Raw genomic sequence first — 21652 nt, 5'->3', positions numbered from 1 at the left:
CTCACGTCCCGAGATCGGCCAGCGCGGAGACGAACCCGCCGGTCCGCTCGCCGAGCCCGCCGAAGAACCGCGCGTCGGCGTCTTCGACGTCGTGCAAAGCTTTCGCGACGAGCGCCGAGCCGGCTTCCGTGAGCTGCACCCGCTTCGCGCGCGCGTCGGCCGGATCGTCGGCGCGCGTGAGCAGCCCGCGGTCCGCGAGCTTGCGCACGACCTGGCTGGTCATCATCGTGTCCGTGCCGGCCTGCTCGGCGAGCTGCCGCTGCGTGGGCGGCTCGCCGGAACGCGTGAGCCACCACGTGGTGGTGAGCAGCACGAACTGGACGTGCGTGAGGTCGTGCGGCGCCAGCGCGGCGCGCATCACGCGTTGCCAGGCCAGGGTGACGCGCCACAGCAGGAAGCCGGGGCTCGCGTCGGGGCCGGGCAGGCGGGACTCCGGAGCGGTCATGCCCGCAAGGATGCCTCGGCCAGCCGCGCCAGCGCGCGCATGGCGTCCGGGGTGTCCTCGGTGACGGCGGGGCCCAGCTCCGGCGGTCCGTCCACCGTCACGCGGTAGACGATGCGCGTGCCGTCGTCGATGTCTTCCAGCCAGTGCTCGAAGACGAGCGTGGCGTCGGGCAGCCGGGTTTCGTCGGTGAACCCGCGGCCGTCGTCGACGGCGGTGAGCGTGAACGGGATCGGCGGCTGGTCCGGCATCGTCATGGTGCCGCGGGTGCCCGCCTCGAACGGGCCGTCCAGCACGACTTCCCGCAGGCCTGCGTCCCATTCGGGCCAGCGGGCGGTGTCCGTCCACAGTGGCCAGACGGCCGACGCCGGCGCAGTGGTGGTCTCGGTGTGCTCGTACTCGTAAAGTGCCATGCGGGCATACTATATGCGCACATACTAAAAGGGCAACGGCGAGAGCCGGGCACGAGGTGACCGAAGTTCAGTGGTGAACCGAGCGCAGCTTCTCGTAGTACGCCGTGCAATCCGCGTACGACGGCAGGAGGCCCTGCGCCGCGGCCTCGGCCAGGGTCGGGGCGGAACGGTCCTTTTCGGACACAATAGGCGTCAGGTCTGCGGGCCACGGCAGGTCGAGCGCGGGGTCGAGCGGGCTGATGCCGTGCTCGCCCGAGGGGTTGTACGGCTCCGAGCACAGGTAGGCCATCGCCGTGTTGTCCTCGAGCGCGACGAACGCGTGGCCCAGGCCCTCGGCGACGTACACGGCGCGGAAGTCCTTCGCGTCGAGCAGGACGGCGTCCCACTGGCCGAAGGTGGGGGAGCCCGTGCGCACGTCGACGATCACGTCGAGCAGGGAGCCGGCCGGGCAGTAGACGTATTTCGCCTGGCCCGGCGGTACGTCGGCGAAGTGCACGCCGCGGATGGTGCCGCGGCGGGAGACGCTGTGGTTGGTCTGGCCCACGCGCATCGGGTGCCCGGTGGCGCCCAGGAGCGCGTCTTCCTGGAACGGCGCCACGAAGAGCCCGCGCTCGTCGGGGAATGCGCGCGGGGTGAACTCGTAGGCGTCGGCGACCTTCAGCGGGCGGAATTGCATGCACTCACCTTATCGAGTGCCGCGCGGCGCGAAATGCGGGTGGCCGCGATCACTGAATCGGTTCGGAACCATTCAACAAAACCGGACGGACGTCTTGGGAATGGTGGTTTTTCGAGGGTTTTCCTCGGGAAGTCCGCGGAATCTGTGACATGAGCCGCACCGAGGGTTCGCCGCCGGAGGGGCTGCTGTCATGATTGGGAGACCGCAGCGTCCGCGGCCATCAGCCACACCCCACGGATCGGATGGCCGCTGTGACGCCTCGCCGACAGGCCGGCGCTACCGCGCTGGGCTGCCGTCCGGAGGACAAGTTCCATCGGCGCCGGGTGCGCCTTCGCCCGCCGCCAGTGGTCCCCCGCTCGCAGTCCCAGGAGTAATTCAGTGACGCAGATCCACCCCGCGAGTTCCGCGATCGCCGAGGGGCGAACGCCGGAAACGACGACAGGAACCTCGATGACCGACCAGGCCAGCACGGCCGCCACCGCCGCACCGGTGACGGACGCCGAGATCTTCACCGGGCACGAGGGCGGCAAGCTCTCCGTGGCGGCCACCCGGCCCATCTCCGACCCGCGCGACCTCTCGATCGCCTACACGCCCGGTGTGGCGAAGGTGAGCCGCGCGATCGCCGAGGACGCCGCCCAGGCGAAGCGGTACACCTGGGCCGACCGTCTCGTGGTGGTCGTCAGCGACGGCACGGCGGTGCTGGGCCTCGGCGACATCGGCGCGAGCGCGTCGCTGCCCGTCATGGAGGGCAAGTCGGTGCTGTTCAAGACGTTCGGCGGTCTCGACTCGATCCCGCTGGTGCTCGACACCGCCGACGTCGACGAGATCGTGGAGACGCTGGTGCGCCTGCGCCCGTCGTTCGGCGCGGTGAACCTCGAGGACGTCTCGGCGCCGCGGTGCTTCGAGCTGGAGGACAAGCTCAAGGCCGCGCTCGACTGCCCGGTCATGCACGACGACCAGCACGGCACCGCGATCGTCACGCTCGCGGCGCTGCGCGGGGCGAACCTGGTGCTGGACCGCGCGATCGCCGACCAGCGCGTGGTGATCTCGGGTGCGGGCGCGGCGGGGGTGGCCTGCGCGAAGATCCTGCAGGAGGCCGGCGTCGGCGACGTCACGGTGCTCGACTCCCGCGGCATCATCCACTCCGGACGCGACGGCCTGAACCCGATCAAGCAGCAGCTGGCCGCGACGACCAACAAGTCGAGTCTCACCGGCGGTCTCGAGGCCGCGCTGAAGGGCGCCGACGTGTTCCTCGGCCTGTCCAGCGCGACGATCGACCCCGAGCTGCTCGGCTCCATGGCCGCCGACCCGATCGTGTTCGCACTGTCCAATCCGGACCCGGAGGTCCACCCGGCCGACGCGGCGCGCTACGCGGCGATCGTCGCCACGGGCCGCAGCGACTTCCCGAACCAGATCAACAACGTGCTGGCGTTCCCCGGCGTCTTCCGCGGCGCCCTCGACGCCGGTGCGCGCGCGATCACCGAGAACATGAAGCTGGCCGCGGCCGACGCCATCGTCGCCGTCGCGACCGACGACCTCGGCCCCGACCGCATCGTGCCGAGCCCGCTCGACCCGCGCGTCGCCCCGGAGGTCGCGGCGGCCGTCGCCAAGGCCGCGGTGGCCGACGGCGTGACCGACTGATCGCTCGCGCCAAGAGAAGGGGCTCCCCGTCGCGGGGAGCCCCTTTTTTGGACTTGCCGGTCCATTTTCCGCCCGCCACGCTGGGGGTATGACGATCGACCTCGGCGCCTACGGCGTCTGGCAACCGGCCGCCCTGACCACCCCGGCGATGGCGAAGGAGATCGAGCAGCTCGGCTTCACCACGTTGTGGGTCGCCGGCCCACCGCCGGATCTCGCCGGCCTGGACGAACTCCTCGAAGCGACCTCGACGCTCGTGGTCGCCACGAGCATCCTCAACATCTGGCACGGCGACCCGGCCCTCGCCGCCAAGGCGTACCACCGGCTGGTTTCGCGGTTCCCCGGCCGGTTCTGGCTCGGCATCGGCGCGGGGCACCCGGAGCAGACGCGCGAGTTCACCAAGCCGCTCGCCGCGATCAAGGCCTACCTCGACGGTCTCGACGCGGCCGGCGTGCCGGTCGAAGGCCGCGCGATCGCCGCGCTGGGCCCGAAGATGCTGGAGCTCACGGCTTCGCGCGCGGGCGGGTCGGTGCCCTACCTCGTGCCGCCGTCGCACACGCGGCTTTCGCGGGCGGCGCTCGGCCCGTCCGCGTTGCTGGTGCCCGAGCACAAGGTGGTGCTCGACCCGGACCCGGTGCGCGCCCGTGACACGGCGCGGCCGCGCATCAAGCACCCGTACCTGGGTCTCACCAACTACACGAACAACCTGCGCCGATTGGGCTTCACCGACGCAGACCTGGCCGGCGACGGCAGCGACCGCCTCATCGACGCCGTAGTCGCCCACGGAGACGCGGCCGCCATCGCCCGGCAGCTCGGCGAGCACGTCGAGGCCGGCGCCGACCACGTCGCCATCCAGGTGATCACCACCCGCCACGCCACCCACGCGGCGATACCGGACGTCGAGCTGCAGGTCTACGACGACGAGGTCGTCAGTGTCTACAAGGCACTGGCGGCGGAGCTGCTCTGACGCGTCAGCGCAGCAGTTCCACCAGCCGATGCCGCGGCACGTCCACCAGCCGCAGGTCCACCAGGTCGCCCGGCACGTCGAGCGCGACGTTCGCCAGCCGCGCGTGCGCCCGCGTGAGGACTTCCGACGGGTCGTGGACCATGTCCGCGGTGACCACGGCATGGCGGTTGTCCGGCGTGCTGCGCAGGAACCGCAGGCGGTACTTGCCGGCCACGAGGTCGGTGAGTGCCGCCTGCGAGGCCGCGTCGGCGAGGTCCGGGTGGTTGTTGGGCACGAGCAGGGCCAGCCGCCGGGCGTTGGTGCCGAGCAGGGTGCGCAGCAGCCACGGGCCGGGGTCGGCGGTGAGGTCCATGGCGACGGCGTCACCCTCGGGCGCGGACATCGACCAGTCGACGGGCCGGGTTTCCAGGGCCAGGCCGCCTTCGGAGGCGATGTCGCGCAACGCGGACAGCAGCGTCGGTTTCGTGCCGGTGGCCTCGACCGACTGCGGCCCGTGGGTGTAGATGGCCGACTTTCCCTTGCCCCGGCCCGTTTTGCGGGCCTTCGCGGTGGGCTGGCAGACGTAGAGGTCGGCGGCGGCGCCGATGGCCTGCGCTCCGTCGTAACGGTTGAAGTCGGGCAGGATCGCCTCGAACGTGAGCCCGAGCGTCGCCAGCGAACGCTGCACCTGGGCGCCGAGCGCCGGGTGGCGGGGGCTGTAGCCGTAGGCCAGCAGGATGCGGCCCTCGGTCGGCTCGCGCAGCGCCTGCACGGCGCGCGCGGCGAACAGCCCCATGCCGTCCGGGGTGTAAGGCGGATCACTGAACACGAGGTCCGCGCGGCCCGTGACGGCGGGCGGCAGGCCGACGCGCAGGTCGGCGTGCGCGGTGGCGACGGCGCGTGAGCTGGTGGAGTCCAGGTAGGACAGAACGCGCTCGTCGAGGTCCACCACGGTCAGCTCGGCCTCGGGGCACACGGCGTGCACGGCCAGCGAGGTCAGGTCGTGGTCGCCGAGGAACAGCAGGCGGGAGCGGCGCAGGTCGTAGCGGGCGGCGAGCCACAAAGCACGCCGCAGCACCGTCTCGGGCGTCGCCTGCACGTGGTCGAGCGCGGCGAGCGGTGCGGGCACGCCGGCGACCCAGCCGGAGATCGACGCGAGCAGCTCGGAGTGCGCGGCCACGGCGTCGTCGAGCGGATCGGGCAGGCGCGGCAAGCGGTACGCCTCGTACCTCGGCAGCGCATCGGGTGCGATCCGGACACCCGCGGCGGAACGCTCCAGGTCACGCTCCAGTGCGGCCAGCACGTCCTCGACACTGCGCCGGGGTGCCGCGGCCAGGCGCACCAGGTCGGCCAGCTCACGGGGACCCGTGCGGAGCAGGTCGATCACCTCGTACAGCGGGCGTACGCCGGCACCGTGCGCGGCCAGGAGGTCGTCGAGAGCGGTCACAGGCGACGAGCCTATCCGGCCACTGTGCGGGAAAGGCTGCCAAGGCCCGCCGAGTGGGCTACGGTCGATCTGCATCTGACGTGGGGAGAAGTCCGTGACGATCGAGTTCCGCGATGTGACCAAACGCTATCCGGACGGCACGGTGGCGGTGAACGGTCTCTCGCTCACCGTCGACGACGGCACGATCACCGTGCTCGTCGGCCCTTCGGGCTGCGGAAAGACCACGTCGCTGCGCATGATCAACCGCATGGTGGAGCCCACGTCGGGTGCCGTGCTGCTCGACGGCAAGGACGTGAGCGAGGGCGACCCCGCGCTGCTGCGCCGCGGCATCGGCTACGTGATCCAGCACGCCGGCCTCTTTCCACACAGGACGGTGCTCGACAACATCGCGACCGTGCCGCTGCTGTCCGGCTGGGACAAGCGCAAGGCCCGCGCCCGCGCGGCCGAGCTGCTGGAGACCGTCGGCCTCCCGAAGGAGCTCGGCAAGCGGTACCCGGCGCAGCTCTCGGGCGGCCAGCAGCAGCGCGTGGGCGTGGCCCGGGCGCTCGCGGCGGACTCGCCGGTGCTGCTGATGGACGAGCCGTTCTCGGCCGTCGACCCGATCGTGCGCGAGGAGCTGCAGGACGAGCTGCTGCGGCTGCAGTCGCAGCTGGGCAAGACCATCGTGTTCGTCACGCACGACATCGACGAGGCCGTGCGGCTCGGCGACAAGATCGCGGTGCTGCGGGTGGGCGGTGTGCTCGCCCAGTACGGCACTCCGTCCGACGTGCTGCGTCACCCCGTGGACGACTTCGTGGCTTCGTTCGTCGGCCGTGACCGCGGCTACCGTGGACTGTCCTTCGTGTCCGCCGGCGGTGTCGAGGTGTCCCCTGTGGACGTCGTCGAGCTCGGCACCAGGCTGCCGGAGCCGACGAAGAGCTGGCAGCTCGTGGTGAACTCCGACAAGCAGCCCCGCGGCTGGCTGCCGCCGAACTCCACTGTGGACGGCGAGCTCACCGAGGGCGACCTCGTGGCCGGCGGCTCCCTCTACGTGCAGGGCACCCCGATCCGCGGTGCGCTCGACGCCGCCCTGTCCTCGCCCGCCAGCCTCGGCGTGGTGGTGGACGAAGAACACCGCGTGGTGGGCACCGTCGTGGCCCGCCAGGTCCTGGACGTGATCGAGGCCACCCCGCAGGCGTCCTGATGGGCGGGTTCTTCGCCGAGCTCGGGCGCTACCTGGGCAGCGCGAACAACCGCGGCGAGATTCTCGGGGACCTGGGCGAGCATATCTACCTCGCACTGGTGCCGCTGGTGATCGGGATCGTGCTGGCCGTCGTGCTGGGCTGGCTCGGGCACCGCTGGCAGCCGGTGCGCAGCGTCCTGCTGGTGGTGGCGAACCTGCTGTACACGATCCCGTCGCTGGCGCTGTTCGTGGTGATTCCGGGTCTGATCGGGTCGAAGATCCTCGACAGCATCAATGTGATCGTCGCGCTCACGATCTACACCACGGCGCTGCTCGTGCGCCCGGTGCTCGACGCGCTCGACGCCGTGCCGTCACACGTCATCGCCGCCGCCACGGCCATCGGTTACCGGGCGCCGCGACGTTTCCTCGGCGTGGAGCTGCCGCTTTCGGTGCCGGTGCTCGCCGCGGGCGTGCGCGTGGCGTCGGTGAGCAACATCAGCCTCGTGAGCGTCGGCGCGCTGATCGGCACCGGCGGGCTGGGCGTGCTGTTCACCGACGGCTTCCAGCGCGAGTACTTCTCGCCGATCGTGGTCGGCATCGTGCTCACGCTGCTGCTCGCGCTGGTCGTCGACGTGGTGCTCGTGCTGCTGCGCAACGTCCTGACCCCGTGGGAGCGCGCCGGCCGCGCGCCCGTCCTCGCGGAGGCGGTGGCGTGAGTGTCTTCGACTGGTTCACCACGACCGCCAACTGGCAGGGCCCGGACGGCATCGCCACGCGCCTGGGCGAGCACCTCGCGTACGTGCTGCTGGCGCTGGTCATCGCGGTGGTGATCGCGTTCCCGCTGGGCCTGTGGGTCGGGCACACCGGCCGCGGCGCCGTGGTGCTGGTGGGCGCGGGCAACGCGATCCGCGCGCTGCCGACGCTGGGGCTCGTCACGTTCCTGTTCCTGCTCTTCACCGAGAGCACCACGGCCACGATCATCGGGCTCGTCGTCCTGGCGATCCCGCCGATCCTGGCCGGCACGTACGCGGGCCTGCAGGCGGCCGAGCACGACGTGGTCGACGCCGCCGAGGGCATCGGCATGACGGGCTGGCAGCAGCTGTGGAAGGTCGAGCTGCCGATCGCGTTGCCGCTGGTGCTGGGCGGGATCCGCAACGCCGTGCTGCAGCTCATCGCGACGGCGGCGGTCGCCGCGTACGTCGGGCTCGGCGGCCTCGGCCGGTTCCTGCTCGACGGGCTGGCCATCCTCGACTACACGGAGGTCGTCGCGGGTGCGATTCTGACGGCCCTGCTGGCGATCGTGCTCGACCTGGTGCTCGCCGCGGCGCAGCGCGCACTCGTTCCGAAGGGCGTCCGGCTCGCCGCGCAGGCGACCACCGGCTCGGCCGCGGCGGCGGGAGGTGTGGCGTGAGGCGCTGGGGTGTGGTCTTGGTGTCGTTGGCCTTGGTCGTCTCGGGCTGCGGCAACCCGCTCGCCGGCGGCGGCGAGGGCGGCACGACGGGCGACATCATCATCGGCGCGTCCGACGTCGGCGAAAGCCTCCTGCTGGCCCAGATCTACGCCGGCGCGCTGCGCAACGCGGGCGCCGCCAACGTCACCGTGCGCCCGCCGGTCGGCAGCCGCGAGGTCGTGGTGAAGGCGCTGCAGGACAAGTCCCTGTCGGTGGTGCCCGACTACAGCGGCAACCTCCTGCGCTACTTCGACAAGGACACGCAAGCGACCACTTCGGACGACGTGTACGCGCAGCTCAAGCAGAAGCTGCCCGCCGGGTTCGAGGTCCTCGACCAGGCGCCGGCGCAGGACAAGGACTTGCTGGTGGTGCGCCCCGAACTGGCGGCCGCGGGCGTGCGGACGTTCTCGGACCTGGGCCGCCGCTGCGGGGAGCTGGTGATGGGCGGGCCGGGCCAGTGGAGCAGCCGCTGGAAGGACCGCATCAAACAGCTGTACGGCTGCTCCTTCAAGGAGATCCGCACCACCGACACCGGCGGCCCCGTCACCGTCGCCGCGCTGAAGTCCGGCGAGGTCCAGGTGGCCGACCTGTTCAGCACGTCGTCGACGATCAAGTCCAACGGCTTCGTCCCGCTGGACGACGACAAGAACATGTTCCCGGCGCAGAACATCGTGCCACTCGTCGCCCGCGGCACCCTGTCGCCGGCCGAGGTCGCCGCCCTGAACCGCGTCTCGGCCGCCCTGACGACCGACCAGCTGACCGAGCTGAACGTCCAGTTCACCGACGAGAAGCGCAACCCCCTCGACATCGCCGACGACTTCCTGGCGCGCAACCACCTCAAGGCCTGAACCTTCAGCGGAACTCGTGCACGACCTCGATCTCGCCGATGATGTGGCGGTTGAACTCCGCCAGCTCTTCGGCGGGCACCCACAGCTCGAGGATCGTCTCGCCGCCCGCCTGCTGCACCGGGTAGCGCTTCAGGAACTCCGTCTCCACCTCGAACCGCGTGACGAACCCGGCGCCGTCGTGGCGCACGTTCCAGTCCCCCGCGATGCGCACCGCGTAGTCCTCGTTGAGCACCGGGTAGAAGATCGGCTGCTCCGGCAATCGCGGCGGCCACGCACGCCATTCGAGCTCGCGCACGAGTTCCAGCTCCACCGGCCCGGTGGGGCGCCAGAGGGTGGTCATCGGTTTTCCCTCACAGTCGTTCGAACGCCGGCGCGTAGCTGAAGGCGCCCCGGTTTTCCGGCTGGTGGGCGGTGAGGGCGCGGGCCTGGAAGTGCCGGGCCCACTCGGGCACCGGCGGCGTGATCCCGAGTTGCTCGGCCAGGACGAACCCGAACCGGCCGTAGTAGCCCGGATCACCGAGCAGAACCACGAGCCCGAACCCGAGCGCGTCCGCGGCTCCGAGCGTTGTGTGCACCAGCGCCGACCCGACGCCGCCGCGGTGAAATTCCGGCAACACCCCGAGCGGCCCCAGACCCACGGCGCTGCGGTGGTCTTGGCCCAGCTTGGCGGGACTCGAACACACGTGGCCGACCACCTGGCCGTCCCGCTCGGCAACCAGCGACAGTTCGGGGATGAGGTCGCCGTCGGCCCGCAACCCGTCGACGAGCAGGGCCTCGGGCACGGTCGTGAGCCCGGGCTGCGCGAACGCGGCCGTGTGCACGGCGCGGATCGCGGTCTCGTCGGCGCGGACGGCTCGGCGGATCAGCATGGCGTGAATTCTTGCTGGCCGCGTGTGCGGGGGTAAAACCCTTTTCCGATCAGCGAATGGTCCGAACAGGGCAACGCGGTGAAAACCTCCCGGACGACTCTTCTTCCGGCGAACAGGGCCGCACACCTAGCCTCAGGCCAACCGGTGTCCGCACTGGTCGAGGAGGGACGAACTGTGCGCAAATCTCGGGTAACTGTGACCAGAAGCGTGACGATCCTGGCGTGTGCCGCCTCGATCGCGACCGTCACTGTGTTCGGCAGCGGCGTGGCGTCCGCTCAGGAAGGCGCGATCGTGGGCGCGGGGAGCGCCGGTGCGGTGAAGGACAGCTACCTCGTGGTGCTCAAGAACGGCACTTCGGTGGAGTCGACGGCGAAGAGCGTCACCGGCCGCCACGGCGGGTCGGTCGAGCGCACGTTCTCGAAGGCGTTGCGCGGCTTCACCGGCACGATGTCCGAGGCGCAGGCCAAGCGCACGGCCGCCGACCCCGCGGTGTCCTTTGTGGAGCAGAACCGCGTGCTCCACGTGTCGGAGGACCAGTCGGACCCGCCGTCGTGGGGTCTCGACCGGGTGGACCAGCGTGAGCTGCCGCTGGACGCGGATTACAGCTACAGCACGACGGCCGCCGACGTGCACGCGTACGTGATCGACACCGGGATCAACCTCACGCACTCCGAGTTCGACGGCCGCGCCGTCTCCGGGTACGACTTCGTGGACAACGACTCCGACGCCACCGACTGCTACGGCCACGGCACCCACGTCGCCGGCACGATCGGCGGCACGACCTACGGCGTGGCGAAGGAAGTCAGCCTGACCGCCGTCCGCGTGCTCGACTGCACCGGCAGCGGTACGACCGACCAGGTCGTCGCGGGCATCGACTGGGTCACCGAGAACGCCGAGAAGCCGGCCGTGGCGAACATGAGCCTCGGCGGTCCCGTGTCCACTGTGGTGGACGAGGCCGTGCAGCGGTCGATCGAAGCCGGTGTCACGTACGGCATCGCGGGCGGCAACTCCTACGGCGGCAGCGCGTGTGACGCCTCGCCCGCCCGCGTACCCGAGGCGATCACCGTCGGCGCCACCACGGACACCGACGCCAGGTCCGTCTTCTCCAACACCGGCACCTGTCTCGACCTCTTCGCGCCCGGCACCGACATCACGTCAGCGTGGATCGGCAGCGACACCGCGACCAACACCATCAGCGGCACGTCGATGGCGACTCCGCACGTGGTCGGCGCCGCCGCGCTGTACCTGGCCGACAACCCGTCGGCCACACCCGAAGAGGTCCGCGACGCGCTGGTCGACGCGGGGACGAAGGACGAGATCACCGACGCGGGCACCGGGTCGCCGAACGTGCTGGTGTACACCGGTGCCGAGGGCACCGGGTGACCTGAGTCAGCCGGCGGAAAGTTCCGCCTCGCGTCGCGTGAGCACCACCGGCCCGTCATCGGTGACGGCCACCGTGTGCTCGGAATGCGCCGTCCGTGAGCCGTCGGCCGAGCGGATCGTCCAGCCGTCGGGGTCGTACACGATGCGGTCCGTCGTGCGCGCGAACCAAGGCTCCAGCGCGAGCGTCAGGCCCGGCCGGAGCTTCAAGCCGCGGCCCGCCGTGCCCTTGTTGGAGACGTGCAGGTCCTCGTGCATGGTGCGGCCGATGCCGTGGCCGCCGAACTCCGTGTTGACCGGGTAGCCGTACGAGGTCGCCACCGCGTAGATCGCCGCGGAGATGTCGCCCAGGCGGTTGCCGGGGAGGGCCGCCGAGATCGCCGCCTCCAGCGCTTCCTCCGTGGCGCGGATGATCCGCAGGTCCTCCTCGGCGGGAGTTCCGACGATCACCGTGCGAGCGGAGTCGGCGACCCACCCGTCGATGCTCACCGCGAGGTCCGCGGTGAGCACGTCGCCGTCGCGGAGCACGTAGTCGTGGGGCAGGCCGTGCAGGACCGCGTCGTTCACCGAAAGGCAGATGACGTTGCGGAACGGCCCCTTGCCGAACGAAGGCGAGTAGTCCCAGTAGCACGACTCGGCCCCGCGCCGTTTGATCATGCCGCGCGCGTGGTGCTCGAGGTCCAGGAGGTTGACGCCCACGTCGGCGAGCCGGCCGACCTCGGTGAGGACCTCCGCGACGAAGCGGCCGGTCACGTGCATGCGGTCGATCTCCGCAGGCGTCTTCAGTTCGATCACGAAAAACCTCGCAGCACGAAAGGTATAGTTATACCGCCAGCTTAACACTGGCCGGTATAGAAATACCACGCACTCGAGGTGCGGAAACGGCCGGAGGCCACCACGGGCGAACCGTGGTGGCCTCCGGAAAGAAACCAGCGATCAGTCGAACGCCTTCGCGATCAGTGCCTTCTGCTCCACCTCGTGCACCTTCGACGAACCCGCCGACGGCGCGGCCATCGGGCGGCGCGAGACGACCTGCAGGCCGGCGAAGACCTCCGGGAACTTCCGCGGCAGGTTGAGACCGAAGAACGGCCACGCACCCTGGTTCTCCGGCTCCTCCTGGACCCACGCGATCTGCTGCGCGTTGCTGTAGCGCTCGATGGCGGCGAGCAGCTTGCGCTTCGGCAGCGGGTAGTACTGCTCGATGCGCACGATCGCGACGTCGTTCGCCTCGCGCTTGGCGCGCTCGGCCACCAGCTCCCAGTAGAGCTTGCCCGAGGTCAGCAGCACCTTGCGGACGCCTTCGGGATTCTGGGTGGTGTCGTCGATGACGGACATGAACCGGCTCTGGCCGGTGAAGTCCTCGACCGCCGACGTCGCGGCCTTGTTGCGCAGCATCGACTTCGGCGTGAAGACCACCAGCGGACGCTGGATGCCGTCGAGCGCGTGGCGGCGCAGCAGGTGGAAGTAGTTCGCCGGGGTCGACGGCACGGCGACGGTCATTGAGCCCTCGGCGCACAGGGAGAGGAAGCGCTCGATGCGGCCGGACGTGTGGTCCGGGCCCTGGCCCTCGTGGCCGTGCGGCAGCAGCAGCACGACGTCGGAGCGCTGGCCCCACTTCGCCTCGCCCGAGGAGATGTACTCGTCGATCACGGTCTGCGCGCCGTTGACGAAGTCACCGAACTGCGCTTCCCACATGACCAGCGACTCGGGGTTCGCCACCGCGTAGCCGTACTCGAAGCCGACGGCCGCGTACTCCGACAGCGCCGAGTCGTAGATCATCACGCGGCCCTGGCCGTCGGCCAGGTTCTGCAGCGGCGAGTACTCCTGGCCGGTCTTGCGGTCGATGAACACCGAGTGCCGCTGCGTGAACGTGCCGCGGCGCGAGTCCTGGCCGGACAGCCGCACCAGGCGGCCCTCCATCGCCAGCGAACCGAACGCGAGCAGCTCGCCGAACGCCCAGTCGACGTCGCCTTCGCGCGACATCTTGTGGCGGCGCTCCATGACCGGCTTCACGCGCGGGTGCGGGGTGAAGCCCTCGGGGACGTTGACGAACGCGTCGCCGATCCGCTCCACGACCTCCTTCGAGACGGCCGTGGTGACCTTCGCCGGCACCTGCTGCTCTTCCTCGACCGAGGGGCTCGCCTTCGCCGGGTGCTTCTCGAGCTCACGCACCTCGTTGAAGACGTGCTCCAGCTGGCTGGAGAAGTCGCGCAGCGCGGCTTCGGCCTCTTCGACGGAGATGTCCCCGCGGCCGATCAGCGCCTCGGTGTAGGTCTTCCGGACCGAGCGCTTGGTGTCGATGATGTCGTACATCGCCGGCTGCGTCATCGAGGGGTCGTCGCCCTCGTTGTGGCCGCGGCGGCGGTAGCAGATCAGGTCGATGACCACGTCCTTGTGGAACGCCTGGCGGTACTCCACGGCCAGCTTGGCCACCCAGTGGGCGGCTTCCGGGTCGTCGCCGTTCACGTGGAAGATCGGCGAGCCGATCATCTTCGCGACGTCGGTGGCGTACTGCGACGAGCGCGAGTGCTCGGGCGCGGTGGTGAAGCCGACCTGGTTGTTCACGATCACGTGCACGGTGCCGCCGGTGCGGTAGCCGCGCAGCAGCGCAAGGTTCAGCGTCTCGGCCACGACACCCTGGCCCGCGAAGGCCGCGTCGCCGTGCATCAGGACCGGCAGCACCGAGTAGCCCCCGGTGGCACTGTCGCCCTTGTCGAGGATGTCCTGCTTGGCGCGGACGATGCCCTCGAGCACCGGGTCGACCGTCTCGAGGTGCGACGGGTTCGAGGCCAGCGACACCTTCGTCTCGCCGTCGCCGAACATGCGGAAGTACTTGCCCTCGGCGCCGAGGTGGTACTTCACGTCACCGGAGCCGTGGGCCTGGCCCGGGTCGAGGTTGCCCTCGAACTCCTGGAAGATCTGGCTGATCGGCTTGCCGACGATGTTGGCCAGCACGTTGAGGCGGCCGCGGTGCGGCATGCCGATCACGACCTCGTCGAGCTCGTGCTCGGCGGCCTTGTCGAGGATGGTGTCGAGCAGCGGGATCGCCGTCTCGCCGCCTTCCAGCGAGAAGCGCTTCTGGCCGACGTACTTCGTCTGCAGGAAGGTCTCGAACGCCTCGGCGGCGTTGAGCTTCGACAGCACGTACTTCTGGACGGTGGAGTCGGGCTTCTCGTGCGGGATCTCCACGCGGTCCTGGATCCAGCGCCGCTCCTCGGGGTCGAGGATGTGCGTGTACTCGATGCCGACGGTGCGGCAGTACGAGTTGCGCAGCACGCCCAGGATGTCGCGCAGGGTCATGCGCTCCTGGCCGGAGAAGCCGCCGACCGGGAACTCGCGGTCGAGGTCCCAGAGCGTGAGGCCGTGGGAGATGACGTCGAGGTCGACGTGGCTGCGCTGGCGGTAGTTCAGCGGGTCCGTGTCGGCCATCAGGTGGCCGCGGGTGCGGAACGCGTCGATCAGCTCGATCACGCGGGCCGTCTTGTCGACCGGGCCCTCGGGGATGTCGGCGACCCAGCGGATCGGCTCGTACGGCAGGCGCAGGCTGGTGAAGACGTCGTCGTAGAAGCCGTCGCCACCGAGCAGCAGCTCGTGGATGCGCTTCAGGAACTCGCCCGACTCGGCGCCCTGGATGATGCGGTGGTCGTAGGTGGACGTCAGCGTCATGATCTTGCTGACGGCCAGGTCGACCAGCGTCTTCTCGCTCGTGCCCTCGAACGCCGCCGGGTACTGCATGGCGCCGACGCCGATGATCGCGCCCTGGCCGGCCGACAGGCGCGGCACCGAGTGGTTGGTGCCGATGCCGCCCGGGTTGGTCAGCGAGATGGTGGTGCCGGCGAAGTCGTCCGCGGTGAGCTTGTTGTTGCGGGCCTTCTTGATGATGTCCTCGTAGGCCTGCCAGAACTGCAGGAAGGACATGTCCTCGACACCCTTGACCGAGGCCACGACGAGGGTGCGCGCACCCTCCTTGCCCTTCATGTCGATGGCGAGGCCGAAGTTCACGTGTTCCGGCGTGACCGCGAACGGCTTCCCGTCGATCAGCTGGTAGTGCCGGTTCATGTTCGGGAAGTCCTTCAGCGCCCGCACCATGGCGTAGCCGATGAGGTGCGTGAAGGAGATCTTGCCGCCGCGGGTGCGGTTGAGGTGGTTGTTGATGACGATGCGGTTGTCCGCCATCAGCTTCGCCGGGACGGCGCGCACGCTGGTCGCGGTGGGCACCGTCAGCGAGGCGTCCATGTTCTTCGCGATCGCCGCGGCGGCGCCGCGCAGCTGCTTGGTCTCGGGCTCTTCCTTCGCCGCCGGCGTGGCAGCGGGCGCCTTCTCGGCGGCCTTCGGAGCCGGCTTCGCGGGCGCGGTCTTCGGGGCCGGGGCGGCGGCCTGAGTGGCCTGGCCGGCCGGCTTGGCCGGCGCCGACTGCCGGGCGGCCGACTCGGCGTTCTGGACCGCCTTGGCCGACGGTTCGATCGCGTGGCCGTTACCGCTGGCCGCAGTGGTGGCGGCTGCGCTCTGGCGCGCACTGTCGGCCTTCGCCTGTGCCGTCTGCGTCGGCTTGAAGTCTGCGAAGAAGTCGTGCCAGGCGGCATCGACTGAGGAAGGGTCCGCGAGGAACTGGTCGTACATTTCCTCGACCAGCCACTCGTTGGGGCCGAACTGTGACGCAGGGCTGCTGCTGGACACGGCTTGGGCTCGCCTCTATCCGTCTCGATCTTGTCTGTGCTAATGCGCCTACCAGGCTAACCCCCTCTGTAGCGGCCGTGTGATGGAACTGCCCTGTGTGAGGCCTGGCGCACTAGGGGATCGATCACTGACTCGATCAAGTGTCCCGAGGAGCGGACTTTTGAGGTAGAGGAGATTCGCCTGTCACGACCATTTCGGGCAACGTTGGTGCCTGCTTCGCCGAGCCGCCCGCACGCGTTCACGCCCGCCCGGTGCACTGGCGGGAGGATGCGGCCCACGTCGGCTGTGCGGCCGCCCCGGCGTTCCGAGGTGGTGCAGCACGATGTGGCTCGTCGAATGTCCCTCGTTCTGGGACCAGGGGCTCATCCGCCCCCTGGTCGTCGAGAACGGCAAGGTCGTCCTCATGTGCGACTCCTGCGGCGTGGTGTGGCACACCCCCGCCGGCATCGACGACTTCGAGCACGTCGCACCTTGCGAACCGGACTGGTCCATCGACCAGGACAGCCACGTCCGCCCGGGCACGGTCCGCTGGGCCTCCGCGGCCGACGTCACGTCGGCCGGCTGGGGCGAGCTGGCCTGGCGCGAGCTGCCCTAGTTTCCTTCGCTCGCGTCGTCCTGGCTCGCGGCGACGGCCTCGGCCAGCTCGGCGGACAGCGGGTACGGCTTCTCGACCGGCAACAGCGCTCGAGCTTCGGCGACCCGCCCGTCGGCGAGGTGCGCACGGATGGCGCGCATCACCGGCGTGACGTCGGTGACCGCGGTGATCCACTCGTCCACGTACCGGTCCACGGCTTCGCCACTCAGCCCGAGCTGGATCGACCGGTGCGGCAGCGGCCGGTGGTGCACGTCACGCTCGGGGTCCCACTGCACGCGGACAGGGCTGGTCCGCATCGCCGCCTTCCACGCCGCCTCGTCGCGGTGCACGCGCGGGTCGAAGTGACTCAGCGCCGCGTGGGCGAGCACCCAGCCGAAGCCCTCGCGCGTCAGGTCCAGCGCCAGCACCCGCTCCTGCCCGGGCTTGGCCGCCCAGCCGCAGCGGTACCCCATCCACGCGAACGACGGCTTGATCCACGTCATCCGCTCCGGCTTGAACGGCGCCACGAACGTCCCCGCCGCCAGCGCCGCGTCGGCGATCTCCGGCGAGTACGCCTGGTAGACGCGGATCGTCCACTCGTCGTGCCGCGCGCGGATCTGGCGGGCCGGGATCCCGGCCGCTTCGACTGCTGTCTCTTCGAACACGCTCCTGATTCTCGTGTTGTACGCCCTGGCCTGGCGAAGGCTTTTCCGCCGGCTGGCCAGCACGGGGTCGCGCGCGGCTGGTCGGCTGCGCGGCGAGGCCCGCCGGATCCGGGACTTGCCGGGGATGGCGCCGGCCGGGTGACTGTCAGGTCACACACTCGTCGAACGCCGCGGCGCGGCATCGCGGTGAGTCGCAGGCGCACGCCGCGCGTCTGTGCGGCGGCGCGCAGCTGCTCGGCCGCCGCGCCTGCGCCGGCCGGCACAGGCGCGCACGTTGGCATGCGGTTGGTCGCCGCGCGGCGAGACCCCCCGAGGTCGGCCCGGCCTCGGGGAGCGTCCGCCGGCGACGTCAGCCGAGGGACCACAGGCGGGCGTAGTGGCCGCCGGCGGCCAGGAGGTCGGTGTGGGTGCCCTGTTCGATGATGCGGCCGTGGTCGAGGACGACGATGCGGTCGGCCTTGGCGGCGGTGGCCAGGCGGTGCGCGACGACGAAGGTGGTGCGGCGGCGCGCCAGGTGTTCGGTGGCGCGCAGGACGGCCGCCTCCGTGGAGGGGTCGAGGGCGGCGGTGGCCTCGTCGAGCAGGAGGACGTCGGGGTTCACGAGCTCGGCGCGGGCGAGAGCGACGAGCTGGCGCTGCCCCGCGGACAGCGACCGGCCGCGTTCGCCGACGGGCTGCAGGAAGCCGGCGGGCAGGGCGGCGACGCCGTCGAGCGCGCCGACCGAGCGGACGGCCGCCTCGACCTCCGCGTCGGTCGCGTCGGGGCGGCCGTAGCGGACGTTGTCGGCGACGGTGCCGGAGAACAGGTGCGCCTCCTGCGGCACCACGCCCATGCGGGCGCGCAGGCCGGGCAGGTCGTACTCGCGGACGTCGACGCCGTCGATCAGCACCGCGCCGCCCGTGGCGTCGTAGTAGCGCGCCACCAGCTTCACCGCCGTGGACTTGCCCGCGCCCGTCGCGCCGACCAGCGCCACGGTTTCGCCCGGTGCCACGTCCAGCGACAGCTTCTCCAAAGCCGGCTGATCGGCGCCGGTGTAGGAGAAGTCGACGTCCTTGAACGTCACCTCGCCGCTCAGGTGCTCGGGCAGCGCGATCGGGTGCGCGGCGGGCGGCACCGACGTCGGCGTGCGCAGCAGGTCGCCGATGCGGGACAGGCCGACGGCCGCCTGCTGGTAGCCGTCGAACACCGCCGACAGCTGCTGGATCGGCGAGAAGAACTGCTGCAGGTACAGCAGGAACCCGAGCAGCACGCCCGCCTCCAGCGTCCCCGCGGCCACGCGGTTCGCGCCGACCACGAGCACCGTGGTGGTCGCCAGGTCCGACAGCAGCGCGACCAGCGGGAAGTACGTGGCGACGTAACGCTGCGCCCGCAACCGCGAGCGCCGGTACGCGTCGCTGCGCGAAGCGAATGCCTCGGCCGAACGCTCTTCGCGCGTGTACGCCTGGGCGACCCGCAGGCCGCTCACGTTCTCCTGCAGGTCGGCGTTGACCACGCTGACCTTCTCGCGTGCTTCGGAATACGCGCGTGAAGCGACCCGCCGGAAGATCACGGTCGACGCCAGCAGTACCGGGAGCAGCGCGAGGGCGTACAACGCCAGCGACGCGTCCGTGACCAGCAGCGCCACGGTGATGCCCACCAGCGTCAGCACGCTCACCACAGCGGTGGCGAGGCCGGTCTGCAGGAACGTGGACAACGCGTCGACGTCCGTAGTCATCCGGGTCATGATCTTCCCGGACAGCTCGCGCTCGTAGTAGTCGAGCCCGAGCCGCTGCAGGTGCGCGTAGCTGCGCACCCGCAGCGAGTACAGCACCGTCTCGCCGACGCGCGCGGTGAGCCGCGTCTGACCGCGCACCACGAACCAGTCGGCCGCGACCACGATCGCGCCGATGCCCGCCATCAGCCAGATCACGCTGACGACACCCGGCTGCACGCCGTGGTCCACCCCACGCTGGTACAGCGCGGGCAGGGCCAGCGAGGCCAGCGCGTCGGCCGCCACCAGCGCGATCACCGCGACCAGCGGCCACCGCACGGGCTTCAGCAGCCGCGACAGCCGGAACCCCGGGTCGGCGGCGGTGATGTCCACTTCGGACAGTCGCGGTCGGTCGTCGGCCGGCGGCAGCTTGCGCACGCCCTCCAGCAGCTCCGGCGTCGGCGGCACGTCGGCCCCCGCTCCGCCGCCGACGAAACCGGTCCCGCCACCCGGCGCGCCCCCGCGTGCGGCGGCGGCTTCGGCGAGCGCGTCGACCTCGTCGCGGCCGTCGTCGCGCGGCCACAGCACCTGCGTCACGCCGCCGGCGTCGGGCTCGAGGTCCTCGCAGCGGTGCGGTTTCTCGACGTCGTCGCCCGGCCCCGCCACGAGCTCGCGGAACAGCGGGCAGCGCGCCTGCAGATCCTCCTCCGTGCCGACGTCGACGACCTTGCCCTGGTCGAGCACGGCGATGCGGTCGGCCAGCTGCAGCGTGGACCGGCGGTGCGCGATGAGCAGCGTGGTGCGCGAGGCCGTGACCGAGCGCAGGGTGTCGTGGATCGCGGCCTCGGTGACCGTGTCGATCGCCGACGTCGCGTCGTCCAGGATCAGCACGCGCGGGTCCGTCATCAGCGCCCGCGCGAGGCCCAGGCGCTGGCGCTGGCCGCCCGAGAGCGTGAGGCCGCGCTCGCCGACCTCCGTGTCGTAGCCGTGGGGCAGGGCGCGGATGAACTCGTCGGCCTCGGCCGCGCGCGCCGCCGCGTGCACCTCTTCGTCGCTCGCGTCGGGGCGGCCGTAGGCGATGTTGTCGCGCACGGACGAGGAGAACAGGAACGCCTCCTCGAACACGACGCCGATCGCCTGCCGCAGCTGCTTGAGCGGCACGTCGCGCACGTCGAGGCCGCCGACGCGGACCACGCCCGCGTGCGCGTCGTAGAACCGCGGCAGCAGCAGCGAGATCGTGGACTTGCCCGACCCCGCCGTGCCCACCAGGGCGAGCGTCTCGCCCGGCCGCGCGGTGAGCGTGAGGCCGTCGAGCACCGGCTCGCTGCGGGTGTAGCCGAACTTCACGTCTTCCAGCTCGACGCCGAGCGGGCCCTCCGGCAGCGGCCGCGCGTCGGGGCTGTCCACCACGTCGGGCTGGGCGTCGATGAGCTCGTACACGCGCTCGGCGCCCGCGCGCGTCAGCTGGGCCTGCACCACCAGGCTGGACAGCATCCGCGCGGGCCCGATGAGCGTGGCGAGGTAGGTGGCGAACGCGAGGAAGGTGCCGAGGCTGATCTGGCCGTTGAGCGCCAGGACGCCGCCGATCGCGAGCACCGCGACCTGGCCGGCGGCCGGCAGCGCGGTGGTCGTGGCGGTGGGCACCGCGGACAGCTTGGCCGCGCGCAGCCGCTCGGCGAACAGCCGCCGCGCCGTGCGCTCGAGCCGCGAGACCTCCCGCGACTCCTGGCCGAAGCCCTTCACCACGCGCACGCCGGTGACGGTCTCCTCCACCTGCTGCGCCACGTCGGCCGCGCGCTGCTGGGCCGACCACGTGGCCGGGAAGAGCCGTTTGCGGCTCAACGTGACGATGATGCCGACGGCCGGCGCCACCACCAGCGCGATGAGCGTGAGCAGCGGCGACATCCACAGCATCGCGCCCAGGGCGAGCAGCGCGAAGATGACCGAGCCCGCCGACAGCGGCACCTGCATCAGCAGCCCCGTGACCAGCTGCAGGTCGGAGATCGCCCGCGAGACCACCTGGCCGGTGCGCAGCGCGTCCTGTTTGCCACCGTCGAGCCGCGAAACGGAGCCGAACACGCGGTTGCGCAGGTCGTGCTGCACGTCGAGCGCGAGCCGGCCGCCGACGTAGCGGCGCAGGAACGCCGACCCGAACGCCACCACCTGCAGCGTGACCAGCGCGGCGGCGATGCCGCCGAGGCCCGCGGTGTGGCCCGCCACCGCGTCGTCGACCGCCGTGCGCACGAGCAGCGGGCTCGCCGCCTGCACGCCCACGGACAGGATCGCCGCGGCCATCGCGAGCACGACGACACCCCGGTGCTCCCAGCACGCGGCCGAGAGCCGCCGGACCCAGCCGACGGGGGGAGCCGGCGTCTCAGCAGCCGGACGGTCTTGACGCGCACGCGTCGCAGTGGTGGTCACGTTCTCAATCTAGGCATGGGGACCGACTTTTTATTCCGCCTTGAAGGTGTGACGGGTCCCTTCACCCCTTCGGCCGGGGGAGCGCAACCGCGACCTGACGCAGTGAAGCCCTTGCGCCACAACGCATCGCGACCCACTGCAACCACGCTGGGTCCGGCACCGACCGCACGGTGGGGTTTCCGGGGGCTCGGCCCCGGGCACTACCTCGCCCCTTCCACGGCAGCACGAAGTGCGAACAGGAAGGGGGAGAAGGGGCGACCCGCTCAACCAGCCTGGGGGTCACTGGGAGCGGGTCGCCGAGTACCAGCTTAGGTAATAAGTGCGGACTTCGCTCCTCGGGGTCTTCAACGAAGC

At 70.9% G+C, this 21652-nt stretch carries 17 protein-coding genes and 1 pseudogene; 8 read left to right on the top strand and 10 right to left on the bottom strand.

Annotation, left to right across the window (positions count from 1 at the left end; translation table 11 throughout):
- Nucleotide 1: 1 nt before the first annotated feature.
- The 3 genes from ACQPXB_RS41860 to ACQPXB_RS41850 all read right to left on the bottom strand — a co-directional run bounded on the left by ACQPXB_RS41860 (nucleotide 2) and on the right by ACQPXB_RS41850 (nucleotide 1531).
- Nucleotides 2-445 carry a MarR family winged helix-turn-helix transcriptional regulator gene (locus ACQPXB_RS41860; RefSeq protein WP_366579683.1) on the bottom strand — a complete coding sequence of 148 codons (444 nt, stop codon included), beginning with the start codon at nucleotides 443-445 and terminating at the stop codon, nucleotides 2-4.
- A complete protein-coding gene (locus ACQPXB_RS41855; RefSeq protein ID WP_432847391.1) occupies nucleotides 442-855 on the bottom strand; it encodes an SRPBCC family protein in 414 nt (137 codons plus the stop codon). Before ACQPXB_RS41855 ends, ACQPXB_RS41860 begins: the two co-directional genes overlap by 4 nt.
- A 67-nt stretch (nucleotides 856-922) precedes the next feature.
- Nucleotides 923-1531 (bottom strand): dTDP-4-dehydrorhamnose 3,5-epimerase family protein, encoded by a 609-nt coding sequence (locus ACQPXB_RS41850; protein WP_432847389.1) that lies wholly within the window; start codon nucleotides 1529-1531, stop codon nucleotides 923-925.
- 450 nt (nucleotides 1532-1981) lie between these two features.
- On the opposite strand from ACQPXB_RS41850, the gene ACQPXB_RS41845 reads away from it, so the two are divergent.
- The gene (locus tag ACQPXB_RS41845) at nucleotides 1982-3172 is read left to right on the top strand and encodes an NAD(P)-dependent malic enzyme (protein WP_432847387.1); all 1191 of its coding nucleotides are present in this window, start codon (nucleotides 1982-1984) and stop codon (nucleotides 3170-3172) included.
- Nucleotides 3173-3260: 88 nt separating this feature from the next.
- Nucleotides 3261-4136: a TIGR03620 family F420-dependent LLM class oxidoreductase gene (locus ACQPXB_RS41840; protein ID WP_432847385.1), complete on the top strand. Its 876-nt coding sequence runs from the start codon at nucleotides 3261-3263 to the stop codon at nucleotides 4134-4136.
- Between the two features lie 4 nt (nucleotides 4137-4140).
- Here the strand turns inward: ACQPXB_RS41840 and ACQPXB_RS41835 are convergent, their stop codons facing one another.
- The gene (locus tag ACQPXB_RS41835) at nucleotides 4141-5562 is read right to left on the bottom strand and encodes a bis-aminopropyl spermidine synthase family protein (protein ID WP_432847384.1); all 1422 of its coding nucleotides are present in this window, start codon (nucleotides 5560-5562) and stop codon (nucleotides 4141-4143) included.
- A 94-nt stretch (nucleotides 5563-5656) separates the two neighbouring features.
- Here ACQPXB_RS41835 and ACQPXB_RS41830 point away from each other — a divergent pair, with 94 nt between their 5' ends.
- The 4 genes from ACQPXB_RS41830 to ACQPXB_RS41815 are packed head-to-tail and all read left to right on the top strand — an operon-like array spanning nucleotide 5657 to nucleotide 9022.
- On the top strand, nucleotides 5657-6745 hold the full coding sequence (locus ACQPXB_RS41830) for an ABC transporter ATP-binding protein (RefSeq protein WP_432847382.1): 1089 nt from the start codon (nucleotides 5657-5659) through the stop codon (nucleotides 6743-6745).
- A complete protein-coding gene (locus tag ACQPXB_RS41825; RefSeq protein ID WP_432847380.1) occupies nucleotides 6745-7440 on the top strand; it encodes an ABC transporter permease in 696 nt (231 codons plus the stop codon). Before ACQPXB_RS41830 ends, ACQPXB_RS41825 begins: the two co-directional genes overlap by 1 nt.
- A complete protein-coding gene (locus ACQPXB_RS41820; protein WP_432847378.1) occupies nucleotides 7437-8135 on the top strand; it encodes an ABC transporter permease in 699 nt (232 codons plus the stop codon). Before ACQPXB_RS41825 ends, ACQPXB_RS41820 begins: the two co-directional genes overlap by 4 nt.
- A gap of 17 nt (nucleotides 8136-8152) precedes the next feature.
- Entirely contained in the window at nucleotides 8153-9022 is an 870-nt protein-coding gene (locus ACQPXB_RS41815; protein WP_386955161.1) for an ABC transporter substrate-binding protein, read from the top strand.
- Between the two features lie 4 nt (nucleotides 9023-9026).
- On the opposite strand, the gene ACQPXB_RS41810 is transcribed toward ACQPXB_RS41815, so the two are convergent.
- Together ACQPXB_RS41810 and ACQPXB_RS41805 are read right to left on the bottom strand one after the other, a co-directional pair.
- The gene (locus ACQPXB_RS41810; protein WP_432847376.1) at nucleotides 9027-9362 is read right to left on the bottom strand and encodes a hypothetical protein; all 336 of its coding nucleotides are present in this window, start codon (nucleotides 9360-9362) and stop codon (nucleotides 9027-9029) included.
- 10 nt (nucleotides 9363-9372) lie between these two features.
- Nucleotides 9373-9891: a GNAT family N-acetyltransferase gene (locus ACQPXB_RS41805; RefSeq protein ID WP_366579661.1), complete on the bottom strand. Its 519-nt coding sequence runs from the start codon at nucleotides 9889-9891 to the stop codon at nucleotides 9373-9375.
- Nucleotides 9892-10065: 174 nt separating this feature from the next.
- Between ACQPXB_RS41805 and ACQPXB_RS41800 the strand changes: the two are divergent.
- A pseudogene (locus ACQPXB_RS41800) lies at nucleotides 10066-11265 on the top strand (S8 family peptidase); the annotation flags it as partial.
- Between the two features lie 15 nt (nucleotides 11266-11280).
- Here ACQPXB_RS41800 and map read toward each other — a convergent pair.
- Together map and ACQPXB_RS41790 are read right to left on the bottom strand one after the other, a co-directional pair.
- Entirely contained in the window at nucleotides 11281-12066 is a 786-nt protein-coding gene (gene map / locus ACQPXB_RS41795) for a type I methionyl aminopeptidase (RefSeq protein ID WP_432847374.1), read from the bottom strand.
- Between the two features lie 141 nt (nucleotides 12067-12207).
- On the bottom strand, nucleotides 12208-15948 hold the full coding sequence (locus tag ACQPXB_RS41790; RefSeq protein ID WP_432847372.1) for a multifunctional oxoglutarate decarboxylase/oxoglutarate dehydrogenase thiamine pyrophosphate-binding subunit/dihydrolipoyllysine-residue succinyltransferase subunit: 3741 nt from the start codon (nucleotides 15946-15948) through the stop codon (nucleotides 12208-12210).
- Between the two features lie 322 nt (nucleotides 15949-16270).
- On the opposite strand from ACQPXB_RS41790, the gene ACQPXB_RS41785 reads away from it, so the two are divergent.
- Nucleotides 16271-16543 (top strand): hypothetical protein, encoded by a 273-nt coding sequence (locus tag ACQPXB_RS41785; protein ID WP_366579653.1) that lies wholly within the window; start codon nucleotides 16271-16273, stop codon nucleotides 16541-16543.
- Here the strand turns inward: ACQPXB_RS41785 and ACQPXB_RS41780 are convergent.
- Together ACQPXB_RS41780 and ACQPXB_RS41775 are read right to left on the bottom strand one after the other, a co-directional pair.
- Nucleotides 16540-17187: a DUF4291 domain-containing protein gene (locus tag ACQPXB_RS41780; protein WP_432847370.1), complete on the bottom strand. Its 648-nt coding sequence runs from the start codon at nucleotides 17185-17187 to the stop codon at nucleotides 16540-16542. The two genes, ACQPXB_RS41785 and ACQPXB_RS41780, sit on opposite strands and share 4 nt — an antisense overlap.
- A gap of 349 nt (nucleotides 17188-17536) precedes the next feature.
- Nucleotides 17537-21298, bottom strand: a complete 3762-nt coding sequence (locus ACQPXB_RS41775; protein ID WP_432847368.1) for an ABC transporter ATP-binding protein — start codon at nucleotides 21296-21298, stop codon at nucleotides 17537-17539.
- Nucleotides 21299-21652: the final 354 nt, after the last annotated feature.

Source organism: Amycolatopsis sp. CA-161197, assembly GCF_050942255.1.
Taxonomy (GTDB): Bacteria; Actinomycetota; Actinomycetes; order Mycobacteriales; family Pseudonocardiaceae; genus Amycolatopsis.
The sequence above is the reverse complement of the archived record's forward strand: the minus strand, read 5'-3'. Positions and strand labels throughout refer to the sequence as shown.